Origin of the sequence: Halorubrum sp. JWXQ-INN 858, from assembly GCF_009806985.1 — an archaeon.
Classification (GTDB): domain Archaea; phylum Halobacteriota; class Halobacteria; order Halobacteriales; family Haloferacaceae; genus Halorubrum.
The window spans coordinates 318683-335906 of record NZ_WUAX01000008.1; the positions used below are offsets into that span (position 1 = coordinate 318683).

A 17224-nucleotide genomic window follows, 5' to 3' on the forward strand; every position below is an offset into this window, starting at 1 on the left:
ACTATTTCGCTCTGAGAAAGACGGAGGAGAGTCAGTAGCACACGCCCTACGGGCGGACGAAACGCCCGAGGTCAGCGCCGAGAGGCCGACAGATGCGTGTTCTCGTTCGTCGCTCACGGCGTATCCGACGGATACTGTCGTTTTCGGAGGCGTAAAGCCACCTTATTAACCGTCTGATTGATATGGTTCGATATTATTCCAACGAGTCGAAAAATATAGCCGTATAATACTAGATGTCTGCAAAAGACCCGTTGATCACTCGCGTTCGTACAGGAGTGACTTTTCACCCCTGAAAAATAATGATGTTCTGAAACGCCGCGCGACCGTCGTCGTGAGACGTCGACGTCGCGGGCTGCTACCCAAACCCTGATATCCACCAACTGCAAGGGTTCGGTATGGACTTCCAACTGTCCGACGAACAGCAGTTGATCTACGACACGGCCAGCGAGATCGCCGAGAACGAGTTCGCCGAGTCGGCGTTCACGTGGGAGACGGAGTTCCCCGAGGAGAACCTCCGGACGCTCTCCGAACAGGGGCTGCTCGGGATCGGACTCCCGGTCGAGTACGGGGGCGGCGGCTACTCCGTCGTCGAGGTGCTCCTCGCGACGGAGGCCGTCGGCCGGGTGTGCCCGGACACCGCACACGTCCTTTCCCGGTCCTCGATGGGGCCGCCGCGCGTGATCGCCGAGCTGGGGAGCGACTTCCTGAAAGAGAAGTACCTCCCCGACGTCTGTGAGGGGACACAGGTCCTCTCCGTGGCGATCTCCGAGCCGCAGGCGGGCTCCGACGCCGCGGCGATGCAGACGAGCGTCGAGTACGACGGCGACGACCTGGTGATCAACGGGTCGAAGATGTGGGTCACGAAGGCCGACCGATGCACCGCCTTCCTCGTGTACGCGCGGTTCCCCGACGACAACATCGGCGCGATCGTCGTCGACAAGGACACCGAGGGGCTCACGCTCGACGACGGCTCGACGAACATGGCCGGCCACGAGCAGTACGAGCTCTACTTCGACGACGTGGTCGTCCCCGAAGAACAGCTCCTCGTCCACGACAAGGCGGCGTTCAAGGAGCTGCTGATCGAGTTCAACGTCGAGCGCTGCCACAACGCGATGATGTGTGTCGCCTGCGGGCTCAACGCGTTCGACAAGGCGCTGGCGCACGCGAAGACCCGCGAACAGTTCGGACAGCCGATCGGCGACTTCCAGGGGATCGAGTGGAAGCTCGCGGACATGGCGATCGAGCTCGAGGCGGCCCGGCTGCTGATCTACCGGGCGGCGGCGAACGCCCGCCACAGCGACCCCTCACGGCTCGAGACGTCGATCGCGAAGGTGAAAGCGAACGAGGCGGGACAGGACGTCATCGACGAGGCGATGCAGATCCACGGCGCGATCGGATACATGAAGGACTCGCCGATCGAGTACCTCTACCGATGGGTCCGCGGCTGGAAGATCGCCGGCGGCACCGTCGAGATCCAGCGGAACATGATCGCCCGCGACGTGAAGAAACACGGCCTGAACTGAGCGGGACCGTCCCCCGATCCGCGGCGGGACCGCTGACGGCGAGGGCGACGACGGCGCGGTCGGGAGATACCTTTTTTACCACTGACCGGTGATGACCGGGTATGCGCCAACCGCTCAGCGGAGTCAAAGTGCTCGACCTCGGGCAGATCTATCAGGGCCCGTACTGTGGGATGATCCTCTCGTACATGGGTGCCGACGTGATCAAGGTCGAGCCGCCGTGGGGGGAGAACATCCGGACGCGGACCGAGGACGGGGTCCCGCCGCAGTATCAGTACCTCAACCCGAACAAGCGCGGGATCACCCTCGACTTCAAGAGCGAGGAGGGGCGGGACGCGTTCCGCCGACTGGCCGAGAAGGCCGACGTCGTCCTGGAGAACTACTCGACCGGGACGATGGACTCACTCGGGCTCGGCTACGACGACCTCAGCGAGAACAACCCCGGGCTGGTGTACGCCCACGGGTCGGGCTACGGTGACAACGGCCCCTACAGCGACTACCCCGCGATGGACCTCACGGTCCAGGCGATGAGCGGGGCGATCCACACGACCGGGTTCCCGGACGGCCATCCGGTGAAGGCGGGCCCCGCGATCTGTGACTTCTTCGGCGGGATCCACCTCGCCGTCGGGATCCTCGGCGCGCTGTACGGCCGCGAGTTCACCGGCGAGGGACAGTACGTCGAGGTCGGCATGTTCGACTGCATGTATCCCACGCTGGCCTCGCCCGTCTCCTCGTGGGTGTCGAAGAACGACGCACCGCCGCGGACGGGGAACAAACACTCCGGGCTCGCGATCGCCCCGTACAACGTCTACGAGGTCGACGACGGCTACGTCGCGATCATCTGCATCAGCGAGCACCAGTGGGAGAGCCTCGCCGAACTGATCGGCCGCGAGGAGATGATCGGCGACGAGCGGTACGACTCCAAGTACGCCCGCGCCCAGCACATGGACACGATCGACGCCGCGATCGAGGAGTGGCTGGAGGGCAAACGGAAGGACGACGTCGTCGACGTGCTGCTGGACCTGGACGTCCCGTGTGCGCCCGTCCAGACCGTCGAGGACATCGTCGACGACGAGCACCTCGACCACCGCGGGATGCTCAACTTCGTGGAGAACCGGAGCTTCGGCCGCGAGGAGATCCCCGTCCCGGGGATGCCGATCAAGTTCTCGGGCAGCGAGGACCCCGACGTGACACCGGCCCCGGACCTCGGCGAACACACCGACGAGGTCCTCGCGGAGCTCGGCGGCTTCTCCCCGGAGGAGATCAGCCGTATCAACGGCGACGACTGACCGCGACGAGGACGATACCGTTGCGGACGCGGTTCGGTCGCGGATGCGATGCCGTCGCCGATGCGGTACCGTTGCGGACGCGGTGCCGTCGCCGATGCGGTGCCGTCGCGGACGCGGTACCGTTGCGGACGCAGTGCCGTCGCGGACGCGGTGTCCGTCGTCGACACGATAATGGGGAAGAGGCGGTGACGGAAGAGAGGCAGCGACGGGGGAGCGACTCCCGCTCGGCCGGCGGGAACGGCCCCGACCCAACGTTTAATGTGCCGCCGCGACCTGTGACCGCCATGGCGACGTACGACAACATCGACTACGACCTCGTGGAAGGTCGAGCGGAGATCTTCTTGAACCGGCCCGAGATCATGAACGCGTTCGACGAAGCGACGCTGTTGGAGCTCAACGACGCGCTCGAACGCGCGATGAACGACGACGACGTCTACGTCGTCGTGCTCTCGGGTCGCGGGCGCGGGTTCTGTAGCGGCTCCGACGTGACGTCGATGGACGGCCGCGAGGACCGCGAGAAGAAACACACCTACGGGGCACACCTGTGGATGGTACAGAACATCGACCGGCTGCTCTACTTCGGCGAGAAGCCGACGGTCGCGGCCGTCAACGGGCCGGCCGTCGGCGCGGGGTGTGACTTCGCGCTCGCGTGTGACCTCCGCGTGATGGACGGGGACGCGTTCCTCCGCCAGCAGTTCGTCAACATCGGGCTCGTCCCCGGCGACGGCGGCGCGTGGCTGCTCCCCCGGCTGGTCGGCGAGAGCAAGGCCAAGGAGCTGATCCTCACCGGTCGCGACATCGGCGCCGAGGAGGCGGCGGAGATCGGTCTCGCCGCCGAGATCGCCACGGACGCGGAGACGATCGACGTCGCCCGCGACCTCGCGAACGAGCTCCGCGACAAGCCGGCGATCGCCATGCGGAACACGAAGGCGCTCATCGACACCAACGCCAGCTTCGAGGAGTACACGCAGGCCGCGCTCGACGCCCAGTGGGAGTGCGTAAACGACCCCGAACACACCGAGGCCGTCGACGCGCTCATCGAGGGGCGCGCAGCCGACTTCGACCGGGAGTACTGATCGCCGCCCCGAATGTTCCGTCCCCGTAGCACCGGCCGCGTCGTCGCCGGTCGCGCCCGGAGGGCCCCGTCGTGAGCGACGGGAGCTGGATCGGTCGGCAAACGACACACGTCGGCGCGATCCTGGCCGACCTCCGCCGGGGCGGTCGCGGCTGGATCCTCGCAGCCGTCGCCGGCGGCTGGCTCCTCTCGCTCGGCGTCCGGCTCGTCTTCCCCGCGCTCCTCCCGGAGTTCCGTGGAGCGTTCGACCTGACCCTGACGACGTCGGGGGTCCTCATCTCCGTGCTCTGGTACGCGTACGCGCTCGGGCAGTTCCCGGGCGGCTATCTCGGCGACCGGTTCGGACCGCGACTGATCCTCGTGGGGAGCACGCTGATCTCCGCGGTGACGATCCTCGGGGTCGCGCTCGCGCCCGACTGGCGGGTGCTGTTCGTCGCGACCGCGCTGTTCGGGTTCAGCACCGCCCTGTACGGCACGATCCGGTTTACGATCCTGACGGACATCTACTCGCGACGCGACGGGACCGCCGTGGCGCTGACGCTCGCGGCCGGCGACATCGGTAACGCGGCCCTGCCGCCGATCGCCGTCGCGCTCGCCGCGGTCGCGAGCTGGCGGCTCGGGATCGGCTTCACCGTGCCGCTGTTCCTCGCGATGACCGCCGTCCTCTGGTGGGCCATCCCGTCGGCGGGCGAATCGCTCGACGAGGAAGCGGACGACGATCACGACGGAGAAGACGACGGCGGAAAAGACGACGACGGAGAAGCCGACGAGGACGGCCCCGTCGACGGCCGGGGCGAGGACGCGCGGTCGGACGGCGGCGGGGGCGTGGGGATCCGCTACATCGTCACGAACGTGCTCGTCGGCCCGATCCTGGTAGCGACGACGATCCAGTTCCTGGCGTTCTTCGCGTGGCAGGGGTTCACCTCGTTTTTCGTCACGTACCTCGTGGAGATCAAGGGGTTCTCGATCGGCCTCGCGTCGACGCTGTTCGGCTTCTTCTTCCTGCTCGGGCTGGTCGTGCGTCCGGTCGCGGGCGCGAGCCACGACGCGCTCGGTCCGCGGGCGACGCTGGCGATCGTCATGTCGCTGATCACCGCCGGGCTCGTGACGCTCACGCACGTCGAGGGGTTCGTGCCGCTCGTTCTCGTGACGGTGCTTTTGAGCAGCCTGCTCGGCTTCACGCCCGCGACCCAGACGTACATCGCCAACGCGCTGCCCGACGACATGAAAGGCTCCGGCCTCGGGCTGTTGCGCACCGGACACATGGTGTTCGGCGCGACCAGCGCGATCGTCGTCGGCTACGTCGCCGACGCCGGGTTCTTCGACGAGGCGTTCCTCATGCTCGCGGCGTTCAGCGGCCTCGCCGTCCTCATGAGTCTGCTGTTGCCGCGGCGGGACTGACCCGCGCGGCTCGAAAATCCGGGGCCAAAGGCCGGAAGGCCCGTTTCGGGCCGACCGGCTGTTCCACGACCGACTACTTCACGATCGGCTGTTCCACGACCGACTACCCCACGACCGACTGTTCCACGCCGATTACTCCAGCACCATCTGTGCGGGTCCGAGCGCCCCGTACTCGCCTTTCTCCAGCGTGATCGCGACCGCTTCCTCGAACGACGCCAACCCGTCGAGCTCGTGGGTGACGTACTCGCCGATGGGGACGTCCCCGCTCGCGACGAGCGATGCGGCCAGTTCGCCGGTGTTCGTGTCCGGGGCGACGTCTATCACCCCCTTCCGCGGGTTCACCCAGCGGACCGACTTGCTGCGGAGCAGTCGAGGCGTGATCGGGACGTCGCCCTCGACGTGGCTCACCTGCAACACCGTCCCGCCCCGTCGAACCGCGTCGAACGCCGTCGCGACCGGTCCGTTCCCGTCGGTCGCGTGGTCGAGGCTCCCGCCGACCGCCTCGAACACCACGTCCGCGCCGACGCCGTCGGTCGCGTCCCGCACGACGGTCGCGGGGTCGTCGGTCCGCGCGTCGATCGGCGTGAGCCCGTGGTCGTCGACGACGCCGAGCGGCGCGTCGCGGACGTCGCTGACGAACGCCTCGCCCGCGCCGAACCGCTTCGCGAGCATCGCACACTGGAACCCCATCACGCCCCCGCCGACGACGAGGACGGTGTCGCCCGCCTCGATGCCCGCGTCGAGCGCACAGAGGACCGAGCTCGCCATCGGCTGCATCGCTGCCCCCTCGGCGTCGCTCACGCCGTCCGGGAGCCGACAGAGCGGTTCCTCGGGCAGCACGACGGACTCCGCGAGCGCGCCCGGCAGGTCGTAGCCGAAGCTCACGACGTCCGCACAGAGGTGCCCGTGTCCGGACCGGCAGTAGGTGCACTCGCCACAGCGGATCTTGCCGGGCGCGTACACGCGGTCGCCGACCGCGAACCCCGTGACGCCGTCGCCGACGGCGGCGATCGTGCCGCAGAACTCGTGGCCGAACAGCTGGGTCCCCGAATCGGTCTCGCGGAGTCGGCGGGCGATCTCGTCGGCGTGGGCGGTGTCCGCGCCGCGGTAGAGCAGACACTCGGTCACGCTGAGCTGGACGCGGCTGACGTCGATCCGGACCTCGCCGGGGCCCGGCGTCGGCGTCTCGATCTCCCCGACCGTCGATTCCTCGAAGTCAGTACACAGGACTGCGTACATTACGTCGTATCTCCGCGAGCGGGCACATAGCTCTTGGCGTGCGTGAGAAAATGTAACAGCGATCGATGTCGGCCGGCGGCGGTCAGCGCGTCGCGTCCAGCAGCGCCGACGGCGTGTCGAGCGCCATCGTCGCCACCTCGCGCTCGGAGAGGCCGGCCTCGACGAACCGCTCCGCGAACTCCCAGAGCCCCTCCGGCGGCGAGAGGTTGTCCGGCTGGCCGAAGTCGGTCGAGAGGACGCAGTTCTCCGCGCCGACCGCCCGGACCGTCTCCGTCATCTCGGCGACGGTCGCGTCGCCTTTGACCACCGGGAGGTAACACTTCTCGAGGTACGCCCCGCGCTCCGCGAACGCGATCTGGTCCTCGCGGGTGAGCCCCATGAACGCCGATTCGGGGTGCGTGATCAGGTACGGGACGTCGGCCCCCATCTCGTCGAGGACGTCGAGTATCGCGTACGTGTCGTCGGGACCGAGGTGACCGTTGCCGAGGACGACGTCGCGGTCGGCGTTCGCGACGGTTTCGAGCACCGCGCGGACCTCCGGGAGCAGGTCGCCGTCGTCGTCAAGCGCGACGAGGTCCTGGCCCGAGAACGGGAACGGGCGGTCCGTGGTGTAGTTCGCGGCGCTGAACGTGGGGAGCCAGATCGCCGACACCCCGGTCTCGATCGCGAGCTCGGCGGCGCTCGGGTTGAACCCGCCGACGAACGTGTTGAGCGCGATCGACGAGTGGATGTCCACGTCGGGGACGCGATCGCGCGCGAGCGCCGCCATCGGCTCGGTGTTCCAGAAGTGGCTCTTGAGCACGAACCCCCCCAGCTTCGCCTCGACCGCCCGGTTCGCCAGCTCGATGACGTCGTGTTTCCGCTCCCACAGCGACGGGGCGGCGTGGACGTGGAAGTCGATCGCGCCGTCGGGAAGCACGGTCACGCACCCCCCTCGTCGACCGCGACGGTAACCGAACGCGTCTCGCCGAACGAGTGGAGCGCCATCGAGTGTTTGCCCGCGCCGCCGGCGACGATCACGGTGACGTCCTCGGGCGTCTCCGTCAACGGGATCATGGCCTCCCGGTTCTCGGTCGGGAACCGGTGGTGCCAGGTGTAGTTGCCCGTGATCCCGACCGTCTCCAGCGTCTCCAGCTTGTTGCGCGCGTTGTCGTAGAGGAACCACTGGACGTCCTCGCGGCTCCAGCCGTTCCGGGCGATCGTCCCGGCGTGTTCGGGGCCGAAGACGACACAGACCTCCCCGTGTGAGTGGTGTGAGTTGTTGTTGCCGACCGTCGCCAGCGTGTCCGCGGCGGTCGTGAGGATCCCCTCGGCCGTCTCGTTGACGTGGTCGTTGATCTCGTGGGGGGCCTCGACGCCCATCACCGTCACCGTGGACTCGTCGGCGTCGAACCCGCGCTGGACGTGCAGCGGGTCCCAGGGGTTGCGCCCCTCGTTCTCCGCGATACAGAAGCTGTACTTGCCGGGGTGACCGTGCGTCGCCCGGTCCATCTCGCCCGGCTCGCCGCCACCGAGGTTGACGAGCAGCAGCCGCACCGCACGCCCGATCGTCGCGTTCGCGCGCCATCCCTGTCCGAACACGTTGTAGCCGTAGTTCAGGTTGATCTCCTCGACGATCGGGCCGTTGACGACGACGAGCGGCGCGACCGGGTGCGTCGTCGCGTTGACCCCGTACAGGTTGAACTCGTCCTCGACCATCGCCTCGACCGCGGCGATCAGCACCGGCATGTACGCGGGCTCACAGCCGGCCATGACGGCGTTGATCGCGACCTTCTCGACGGTCGCCGAGCCGTACTTCGGCGGGATCGTGCCGAGCGACTCGTCCGCGGGTCGTGCGGTCCCCGACAACATCCGCTCGACGCGGTCGGCGGTCGGCGGGATCACCGGCAGTCCGTCGGTCATCCCCTGTCGGTACAGGTGGTCGTTGACGTCCTCGAAGTCGCCGTCGACCGACAGCGTCTCCGAATCGAAGGTCCCGCTCATCGGATGGGGCAGTAGAGGCTCTCGTCGGCCAGCTCCTCGTCGGCCGCGAGGAACCGCTCGGCGTACTCGTCCTCGAGGGCGTCGCGGTCGGTCGTGAGCACGTGGACGATCTCCTCGATCGCGCCCTCGGCGCGCTCGACCACGTCCTCCCGCGGGAGGTCGCCCATCGGGTGGGCGACGCGGACCAGCGGGAGCCCCGGGATGCCGAGCGCCTGCGCCTCCGACTGGCCCAGCTTCACGAACTCGTCGCTGTTGATCGTCGCGACGGGCGTCCCCTTCTTCTCGAGGTCGATGCTGTCGTAGACGCACCACGACGTACACGACCCGCAGTCGCCGTACGCGTTGACGACGGCGTCACACGCGTCGTGGAGCTGGGTCGCGAGGTCGTCCGCCGGGATCGGGCTCTTGTCCTTGCGGCGGTAGACGACCTCCGCGACGCCGTACGCCGATTTGAGGCGGTCGCCGACGACCTCCAAGAAGACGTCGGCGTTGCTCTTGGAGTTGTCGAGCAGGCCGATCGTCGCCCCTTCCAACGTCTCCAAGCGCTCCGCGAGCGGGAGCGTCTCGTACTCGACCTCGCCGCGCGGGTCGAGCAGTTCGACCGTGCGGCTGCCTTCGCTACGTGTGGTGTTGGCACGCATGTCCACATATGCGCGGACGCCGAATATATAAGTTTGTGCCGCGGCGCCGTCGTTCAGACGTCGCGCGCGAGCTCGATCGCGGGGTCGAGCCCCATCGGCCCCTGCTCGGCGAGCGCCGCGAGCAGCGCCTCGATCGTCGCGTCGTCGACCTCGCGGTCCGCTCGTTCGAGGAGACCGACCGCGGCGCGACGACCGCTCGTCTGGCCGAACACCAGCTCCCGTTTCGCGCCGAACCGGCTCGGGTCCCACGGCTCGAACACGGACGGGTCCTCGAGCATCGCGCCGGTGTGGAGCCCCGACTCGTGTCTGTACACCTCGTCGCCGAGTAAGGCCTTCCGAACCCCGTACTCCTCGCCGAGCACGTCGAGGACCTCACGGCACACCGGGACGACCTGCGTGGCGTCGACGTTCAACCCGATCCCGGAGACGTCCGTGGCGGCGACGAACTCCTCGAGGGCGGTGTTGCCCGCGCGCTCGCCGACGCCGCCCACGCTGACGTCGACGTTGCCGACGCCGAGCCCGGCGGCCGCGAGCGCGTTGGCGTTCGACAGCCCGAGGTCGTCGTGGAAGTGGACGCTCAGGCGCTCGAGGTCCACGCCTCGCGCCTCCAGCTCGCGCAGCCGGTCCGTCACGAACTCCGGGGTGCGGCAGCCGACGGTGTCGGAGAAGCCGACGAGGTCCACGTCGTCGAACAGCTCGTACAGGTCGACGAGGTGGTCGATATCGGTCCGGAACGCGTCGACGGCGGCTATCCGGGCGCCCATCCCGTGGTCGTACGCGAGGTCGACCGCGTCGCGCCAGTTCTCGAGGACCTCCTCGCGGGACTTGCCGATCATGTACTCCAGCTGGCGCTCCTGGGTGGTCGCGAACACGTGGGCCATGTCCGCGTCGGCCGCCGCCGCCGCCTCGACGTCGCCCGGGACGGCTCGGGCCATCGCGGTCACGGTCGCGTCCGTCGACGCCGACAGCTCCGAAACGACCTCACGTTCGGCTTCGCTGATGACGGGGAACCCCGCCTGGATGTAGTCGACGTCGAGCCGGTCGAGCAGCAGGCCGGCCTCGATCTTCTGGTCGACGTCGTAGGAGACGCCGCTGGTCTGTTCACCCTCGCGGAGAGTCACGTCGCTCACTCGCATACCGGAACGAGTCGCGCGACCGGTGATAAACGTTTGCGTAGCCGGGATCCGCGGGCCCGGGAAGCCGTAGAACACGCCGACGGAGCGACACGCTCCGGACGACACAAGCTATATTACGCCGTCGGGCACTCCGTTCACGTACACATGCCAGCAGGACCACTGAGCAGTCTCCGTGTCGTGGACTTCACCACGATGATAAGCGGCGGGTTCGCCTCCTCGACGCTCGCGGACTTCGGCGCGGACGTGATCTCGGTCGAGCACCCGACGAAGCCCGACCCGATCCGCGCGTGGAAGCCGCGGACCGACGGCGAGTCGATGTGGTGGAAGTCGCTCGGCCGCAACCAGCGCTGTGTCACCCTCGACCTGTCGACCGCGGACGGCCAGTCGGTCGCACTCGACCTCGTCGCCGAGGCGGACGTCGTGTTGGAGAACTTCCGTTCCGGGACGATGGAGCGCTGGAACCTCGGCTACGAGGACCTCAAGGCGGTCAACGAGGGGGTCGTGATGGTTCGTATCTCGGGGTACGGACAGACGGGGCCGCGGTCGGACAAGCCCGGGTTCGGGTCCGTCGCCGAGGGGATCTCCGGGTTCGCCCACAGCAACGGGTTCCCCGACAGCGAGCCGCTGTTGCCCCCGATCCCGCTCGCCGACCTCACGGCCGGGCAGCACGCCGCCCAGTCCGCGGTGTACGCCGTCTTCGAGCGCGAGATGAGCGCCGAGAGCGGCGGGGAGGGCCAGGTCATCGACGTCGGGCTCTACGAGCCGCTGTTCCGGATGTTCATCGGCCAGCCCGAGGCGTACGACTCGATGGGCCACGTCGCCGCGCGGACCGGCAACCGGTCGGAGAACTCCGCGCCGCGGAACATGTACGAGACGGCCGACGGCCACATCGCGCTGTCGGCGTCCTCCCAGCGGATCTACGAGAACGTGATGGAGGCGATCGGCCACGAGGACCTGATCGACGACCCGCGGTTCGAGACGAACGCCGACCGCCTCGACAACGTCGACGAGCTCGACGAGATCATCGAGACGTGGACCGCGGCGCGCCCCACCGACGAGGTGATCGAGGTGATGGAGGCGTCAGACGCCATCGTCGGCCCGATCTACGACATGGCCGACATCTTCGAGGACGCACAGTACCAGGCCCGCGAGAACCTCGTCGCCGTCGACGACCCGGACCTCGGCGAGATCAAGACCCACGGCGTCGTCCCGAAGTACTCGCGCACCCCCGGCGAGGTGTCCCACCTCGGCCCGGAGTCGGGCGCGCACAACGAGGAGGTGTACCTGGACGAGATCGGTATGGACCCCGACGAGTACGACCGACTCCGGGACGAACAGGTCATCTGAGGCGGGCGGTCCGCAACCCGTAGATAGCCGTCTTCCACTTCCCACGCCCGGGTCTCCGTCTTCCACTTCCCACGCCCGGGCCTCCGTCTTCCACTCCCCACGCCCCGCCTTCAGCGACCCTGCCACTCCGGCTCGCGGTCGGTCCCGAACGCCGACGTCCCTTCCTCGTAGTCCCGGGTTCCCCTGAGCGCCCGCGAGGCGCGGTGTTCGTACGCGATCGCCGTCTCGAGGTCGGTTCCGAGCCCCTCGTTCACGACGTCCTTGGCCGCGCGGACCGCGAGCGGCGCGCCGGCCCCGATCCGGCCGAGGAAGTCGTCGAGGAAGCCGTCGAACGCGTCGGCGTCGCGGACGTGGTCCACGAACCCGTCCGCGGCGGCGGTCCCGGCGTCGACCCGCGCGCCGGACATCGCCAGCTCCTTCGCGCGGCTCGGCCCCGCGTGGGCGGCCAGTCGTTGGAGCCCGCCGTTCGCGGGGAGGATGCCGAGCCGCGACTCGGGGAACCCCAACTCGCTGTCGGGCGTGGCCACGCGGAAGTCACACGCCAGCGCGAGCTCGAGCCCGCCGCCGAGACAGTAGCCGTCGATCGCCGCGACGACCGGCATCGGCAGCTCGGCGGGGAGCGTGTACTCCGGGCGGATCCGTTTAACGCCCGGCGGCGTCCGCTCGCCCGCGTTCACGTCCGCGCCGACGCTGAACGCCCGGTCGCCCGCCCCGTCGAGGACGATCGCGTCGACGCGGGGGCGGCCGGGATCGGCGTCCAGCTCGCGGAACCGTTCGAACCCGTCGACGAGTTCCTCACGGAGCCCCGGGGAGAGCGCGTTCAGCGAGTCGGGCCGGTCGAGCGTGATCCGTCCGATCCGGTCGGCGTCGTCGAATCGCCACCGGAGGTCGGTGTATCCGTCTGTCATCGGTTGACGGTCGTCGAACCGATACAAAAACCCACTCCCCAAACGGTCGCCCGCTCGACCCGAATGGGGGAGGGGAGTCGACGATCCATCACCTACACGATCTTCCAACCACAATTTTTAATACATAAGGTCTACACGGGACAGGTGTATGCCAGCGTTTAACAGACGAGAGTTCATCAAGTACACCGGCGCGGCCGGGGCTGTCGGCCTCGCGGGCTGTCTCGGAGACGACGACGACGACGAGTTCCCCGCCGGGGGCCTCACGCACATCATTCCTTACGGGGAGGGTGGTGGGTCCGACAACTACGCCCGGGCCATCGTCCCGGAGGTCGCCGAAGCGCTCGACACCGATATCCAGCTCTCGAACCGTCCGGGCGCGGAGTCGATCGCGGGGATCACCGAGGCGTTCACCGCTGACGACGAGGGGCGGACCCACGTCGGGCACACGCTCCCCACCGCGGGTATCGCGTGGCTCTTGAACCCGACCGACGAGGACCTCTCCCAGCTGCAGGGCGTGTGTCTGTACGGCCAGACGCCGTACGTCATCTTCGCGGACCCTGACCTGGAGATCGAGGGCCCGAACGATCTCGCCGACCGCTACGAGGACGGCGACATCGAACAGTTCGGCGGATCGCTCGGCGCGGCCAACCACGTCGCGATGATCAACCTGCGCGACTCGGGCGACGTCCCGTGGTCGACGTGGGTCGTTTACGACGGCTCCGGCCCGACCGTGCAGGCGGCGGCGTCCGGCGAGATCCCCGCGGGGACCGCGACGGACTCGGCGGCGGCGGGCGCGGCCTCCGAGGGGAACGTCGACATGGTGGCGACGCTGACGACCGCCGGCTCCGGCGTGTTCCCGGACCTGCCGACGACCGCCGACGCCGGGTGGGCCGACGTCGACTTCGCGGGCGCGATCCAGCGGACGTGCTCCGTCGGCCCCGACGTCCCGCAGGAACACATCGACATCCTGGCGGACGGCTACGAGGAGGCCGTCAACTCCGAAGCGGTACAGGAGTGGGCCGAAGACACCGGAAACGAGGTGTACTTCCGCGGCCCCGAGGAGACGCAGCAGGCGCTGGACGACGCGTTCTCGCTCGACGAGGAGATCGACCTCGACGAGCTGCGCTGAACCGGCGCTCCACCCGTCGACGGCCGGCGAACGGACGGATCCCACCTTCCACTTTTCACTTTTAACGCCGACCAGCGGTCGCGTCGAGCCAGCAATCGCGCCGAAAGACGACCGCGGGCCGCCTGCGAGAGGCCACGACGAGGACCACACAGACCAGAAGGCGCTAACGCGAAGGGGACCCACGCGAGCCTTTATCAGCGTCGGCGTTCCTCGGTGAGGTATGACCGATCCGACAGCGAACGGACCGACCGTCGGGATCGTCGGCTACGGGGAGGTCGGTTCGGCGTTCGCCGAGCGGTTCCGCGACGCCGGCGTCGACGTGGTCGTGCTCAACCGGTCGCCGGACGCCCTCCGCGACCGGCTGGCGGGGACGTCGATCGCGGTCGCCGACGGCCCCATCGCGCTCGCAAGCGAAACCGATCTCGTCCTCTCGTGTGTGTGGCCGGCGACCGCGGTAGAGGCGGCCGAGCGCGTCGCGCCCGGGCTCGCGGACGGCCAACCCTTCCTCGACCTGAACTCCGTCGGCCCGACGACCGTCGAACGGGTCGTCGACGTCGTCGTCGACGCGGGCGGGGCCCCGCTCAAGGCGACGATCATGGGGTCCGTCGGCGCTCGCGGGGCCGACGTCCGGATCCCGGTGGCGGGCCCCGGGCGTCAGGGGACGATCGCGCTCCTCCGTGAGTCCGGGTTTACGGTCGACGACGCCGGCGAGGACCCCGTCACCCCGGCCGCCATAAAGACGTTCAGGAGCCTCTTTACGAAGGGGCTGCGGCAGCTCGCCGCGGAGACGCTCGTGCCGGCCGCGGCGTACGGGGTTCGAGAGGACGTACTCGATGACCTGAGCGGACTGTTCGACGACCGGCCCGTCGACGAGTGGCTCCGGGACGGCTTGGAGAACACGCCGCGACACGCCGCACGCCGGCTCGGCGAACTCGCGGAGGTGTCCGAAGCCGTCGACGCGGCCGGCTACCGGGCACCGACGCTGGACGCGACCATCGATCTCCACCGACACCTCAGGGACGCCCCGCCGGGAAGGAGTCCCGGCGATCCCGACGAACCCGGCGATTCCAGCGATTCCGGCGCTCCCGACGAGGCACGCGAGGCCGACTACGTCGCGGTGCTCGAGGCGCTCGACCCGCATCTCGCGGTCGAACGCGAGAGCACCGTCGACGGCGAGCACCCCGTCGACCGATGACGGAGGCGCGGCGGGACCGGTCACCGGGGCGCGCCCGAGAGGTGAGGGGCGCGTCGTGGCGACGTACCTGTCCGATCCGGCAGGGGATCCCGCTCACCACGACACGTCGTATCCGTTACCCAACCGTTTCGGTGCGGAAAAGGGGGTCTACGGACGGTCCTGCATAAAAGTATAAGTCCCTTCCGTAGTGTGTAATTCCTAATGAACGAGTCAACACTCTCTGATCGGCTCCGCGACCTGACGGCGGAGCACGCCCTCTTGGTGGGGCTGATCCTTCTCTCGGCGTGGATGTTCGTCGAATCGTTCACGTTCCGGGAGCCGTCGGGGCTGTTCCCGCGGTTCGCCGCGGCGGTGACGATCGGCGGATCGCTGCTGCTGCTGGTCCGAAACTACCTGCCGCCGTCGGTCCAGTCGTTCGTCATGGAGTCGGCCGACGTCTTCGACTCCTACGAGGAGGACCTCGAGGACCTCACGGACGAGGAGGTCGAGGACCTCACCGCCGAAGAGATAGCGGACATTCCGGACGAGCAGTTACAGGAGGAGCTGACCGACGAGCAGCTCGAGGAGATCGAATCGAGCGAGGGGAAGGAGTGGTCGCTTCGGCGGCTCTACGACGACAAGCGGTTCATGCTGTCGGCGCTGACGACGGTGTACGTCGTCACGTCGTATCTCGTCGGTTTCCTCGCTACCTCCCCGCTGTTCGTCGTCGCCTACTCGCTGTACGTCGGACACAGTCGCGTGCTCACGGGGTTCCTGACAGCGCTGTCGCTCGCCGTCGTGTTCGGCTTCATGCAAATACTGAACGTCCCGCTCGACCGCGGGATCCTCTTCGGGTGACCTCATGATCGACGCATTCTCCGAAGCCATCGCGACGGTCCTGACCGGCGAGCCGATACTGTGGCTCGTGCTCGGCGTCCTCATCGGCATCTTCGTCGGGTCGCTCCCCGGGATCGGGGCGTCTCTCGGCATGGCGCTCATCCTCCCGCTGACGCTGCCGCTCGACGGCGTCAACGCGATCATCCTGCTCGTGAGCATCTACAGCGGCGGGATGTACGGCGGGTCGATCGCCGCGATCCTGCTCAACGCGCCCGGAACGTCCGCCGCCGCGGCGACCACGCTCGACGGCTATCCGCTCTCGCGGAAGGGGTTCGCGATCACCGCGCTCGCGATGTCCGCGACCGCGTCGACGCTCGGGGGGTTCATCACGATCATCCTCCTGATCCTGATCTCGCCGTTCCTCGTGCAGCTCGTCCTGATGTTCGGCTCGCCCGAGTACTTCCTCATCTCCCTGCTCGGCATCTCGATGATCGCGATCGTCGCCCGCGGCTCGGTGATAAAGGGGATCATCTCCGGGATGTTCGGGCTCCTCATCGCGACCGTCGGCATCGCGCCGATGATCCCCCAACAGCGGTACACGTTCGGGTCCTTCATCCTCTATGACGGGATCAGCTTCGTCGCCGCGCTCATCGGCCTGTTCGCGATCGCGGAGATGATCAACCTCGCCGGCGAGAAGGGCGGCGTCGCGAAGTCGTCCGTCGAGATCACGGGATCGGTCAAGGACGGGATCACGTCCGTCCTGAAACGGCCGTACCTCGTGTTCAAATCCAGCCTGATCGGCATGGGGATCGGCTCGATCCCCGGCGCTGGGTCGACCGTGTCGACGTTCGTCGCGTACGCGGAGGCGCTCCGCTCGTCGTCGACGTCCGAAACCTTCGGCGACGGGAACCACGAGGGCGTCATCTCGGCAGAATCCGCCAACAACGCCACGATCAGCGGGTCGCTGATCCCGACGTTCTCGTTCGGGATCCCGGGCTCGGGGGCCACCGCCGTGCTGCTCGGCGGGCTCATCATGCACGGGCTCCAGCCCGGTCCGAACCTGTTCTCGGCGGACCTCGCGATCACCTACACCGTGTTCATCGCGCTGTTCCTCGGGAACTTCGTCATCCTCGCCGTCGGGCTGACGCTGATCAGCCGGATGGGCTACCTCACGAGGATCGACACGGACATCATCATCCCGATCATCGTCGTGCTCGGCGTCGTCGGCGGGTACCTCCTCCGGCTCAACTGGCTCGACGTGTTCACCGTGCTCGCGCTCGGTATCATCGGCTACTACATGAAGAAGTACAACTACTCGATCATCGCGCTCGTGCTCGGGATCGTCCTCGGCCCGATCGCCGAGGAGAACCTGGCGCGCTCGCTGGTGTTGTCCGACGGGTCGCTGCTCATCTTCGTGACGAAGCCGCTCTCGCTCGTGATCGTCATCGCCATCGTGCTGCTCACGATGGGGCCGTTCCTGAAGAAGGCGTTCCTCGACTGACCGTCGACGATCGCTTATCCGTCGGTCACTGCTGACCGACCACC

15 protein-coding genes are annotated in these 17224 nt (G+C 68.1%); 9 read left to right on the forward strand and 6 right to left on the reverse strand.

Features of this window, described 5'->3' with window-relative positions:
- Positions 1-395 precede the first annotated feature (395 nt).
- The 4 genes from GRS48_RS06890 to GRS48_RS06905 all read left to right on the forward strand — a co-directional run bounded on the left by GRS48_RS06890 (position 396) and on the right by GRS48_RS06905 (position 5285).
- A complete protein-coding gene (locus GRS48_RS06890; RefSeq protein ID WP_159484866.1) occupies positions 396-1523 on the forward strand; it encodes an acyl-CoA dehydrogenase family protein in 1128 nt (375 codons plus the stop codon).
- Positions 1524-1624: 101 nt separating this feature from the next.
- A complete protein-coding gene (locus GRS48_RS06895; protein WP_159484868.1) occupies positions 1625-2809 on the forward strand; it encodes a CaiB/BaiF CoA-transferase family protein in 1185 nt (394 codons plus the stop codon).
- Positions 2810-3093: 284 nt separating this feature from the next.
- Entirely contained in the window at positions 3094-3885 is a 792-nt protein-coding gene (locus tag GRS48_RS06900) for an enoyl-CoA hydratase/isomerase family protein (RefSeq protein ID WP_159484870.1), read from the forward strand.
- A gap of 71 nt (positions 3886-3956) precedes the next feature.
- Positions 3957-5285, forward strand: coding sequence for an MFS transporter (locus tag GRS48_RS06905; protein WP_200840218.1), 1329 nt, complete (start codon positions 3957-3959; stop codon positions 5283-5285).
- Positions 5286-5417: 132 nt separating this feature from the next.
- On the opposite strand, the gene GRS48_RS06910 is transcribed toward GRS48_RS06905, so the two are convergent.
- The 5 genes from GRS48_RS06910 to GRS48_RS06930 form a co-directional block, all read right to left on the reverse strand.
- Complete coding sequence (locus tag GRS48_RS06910) at positions 5418-6524, reverse strand: zinc-binding dehydrogenase (RefSeq protein ID WP_159484872.1); 1107 nt, start codon at positions 6522-6524, stop codon at positions 5418-5420.
- An 82-nt stretch (positions 6525-6606) separates the two neighbouring features.
- A complete protein-coding gene (locus tag GRS48_RS06915) occupies positions 6607-7449 on the reverse strand; it encodes a DUF6282 family protein (RefSeq protein ID WP_159484874.1) in 843 nt (280 codons plus the stop codon).
- Positions 7446-8507, reverse strand: a complete 1062-nt coding sequence (locus GRS48_RS06920; RefSeq protein WP_159484876.1) for a hypothetical protein — start codon at positions 8505-8507, stop codon at positions 7446-7448. Before GRS48_RS06920 ends, GRS48_RS06915 begins: the two co-directional genes overlap by 4 nt.
- Complete coding sequence (locus tag GRS48_RS06925) at positions 8504-9148, reverse strand: UGSC family (seleno)protein (protein WP_159484878.1); 645 nt, start codon at positions 9146-9148, stop codon at positions 8504-8506. Before GRS48_RS06925 ends, GRS48_RS06920 begins: the two co-directional genes overlap by 4 nt.
- 53 nt (positions 9149-9201) lie before the next feature.
- Positions 9202-10284, reverse strand: a complete 1083-nt coding sequence (locus GRS48_RS06930) for a LeuA family protein (RefSeq protein ID WP_159484880.1) — start codon at positions 10282-10284, stop codon at positions 9202-9204.
- Between the two features lie 144 nt (positions 10285-10428).
- Between GRS48_RS06930 and GRS48_RS06935 the strand changes: the two genes are divergently transcribed.
- Positions 10429-11631, forward strand: coding sequence for a CaiB/BaiF CoA-transferase family protein (locus GRS48_RS06935; RefSeq protein WP_159484882.1), 1203 nt, complete (start codon positions 10429-10431; stop codon positions 11629-11631).
- A gap of 110 nt (positions 11632-11741) precedes the next feature.
- On the opposite strand, the gene GRS48_RS06940 is transcribed toward GRS48_RS06935, so the two are convergent.
- The gene (locus GRS48_RS06940; protein WP_159484884.1) at positions 11742-12539 is read right to left on the reverse strand and encodes an enoyl-CoA hydratase/isomerase family protein; all 798 of its coding nucleotides are present in this window, start codon (positions 12537-12539) and stop codon (positions 11742-11744) included.
- Positions 12540-12687: 148 nt separating this feature from the next.
- On the opposite strand from GRS48_RS06940, the gene GRS48_RS06945 reads away from it, so the two are divergent.
- The 4 genes from GRS48_RS06945 (at position 12688) to GRS48_RS06960 (ending at position 17180) form a co-directional block, all read left to right on the forward strand.
- Positions 12688-13668: a tripartite tricarboxylate transporter substrate binding protein gene (locus tag GRS48_RS06945; protein WP_159484886.1), complete on the forward strand. Its 981-nt coding sequence runs from the start codon at positions 12688-12690 to the stop codon at positions 13666-13668.
- Between the two features lie 220 nt (positions 13669-13888).
- On the forward strand, positions 13889-14863 hold the full coding sequence (locus tag GRS48_RS06950) for an NAD(P)-dependent oxidoreductase (protein WP_159484888.1): 975 nt from the start codon (positions 13889-13891) through the stop codon (positions 14861-14863).
- A gap of 201 nt (positions 14864-15064) precedes the next feature.
- On the forward strand, positions 15065-15700 hold the full coding sequence (locus GRS48_RS06955) for a tripartite tricarboxylate transporter TctB family protein (protein WP_159484890.1): 636 nt from the start codon (positions 15065-15067) through the stop codon (positions 15698-15700).
- Positions 15701-15704: 4 nt separating this feature from the next.
- A complete protein-coding gene (locus GRS48_RS06960) occupies positions 15705-17180 on the forward strand; it encodes a tripartite tricarboxylate transporter permease (protein WP_159484892.1) in 1476 nt (491 codons plus the stop codon).
- Positions 17181-17224 lie beyond the last annotated feature (44 nt).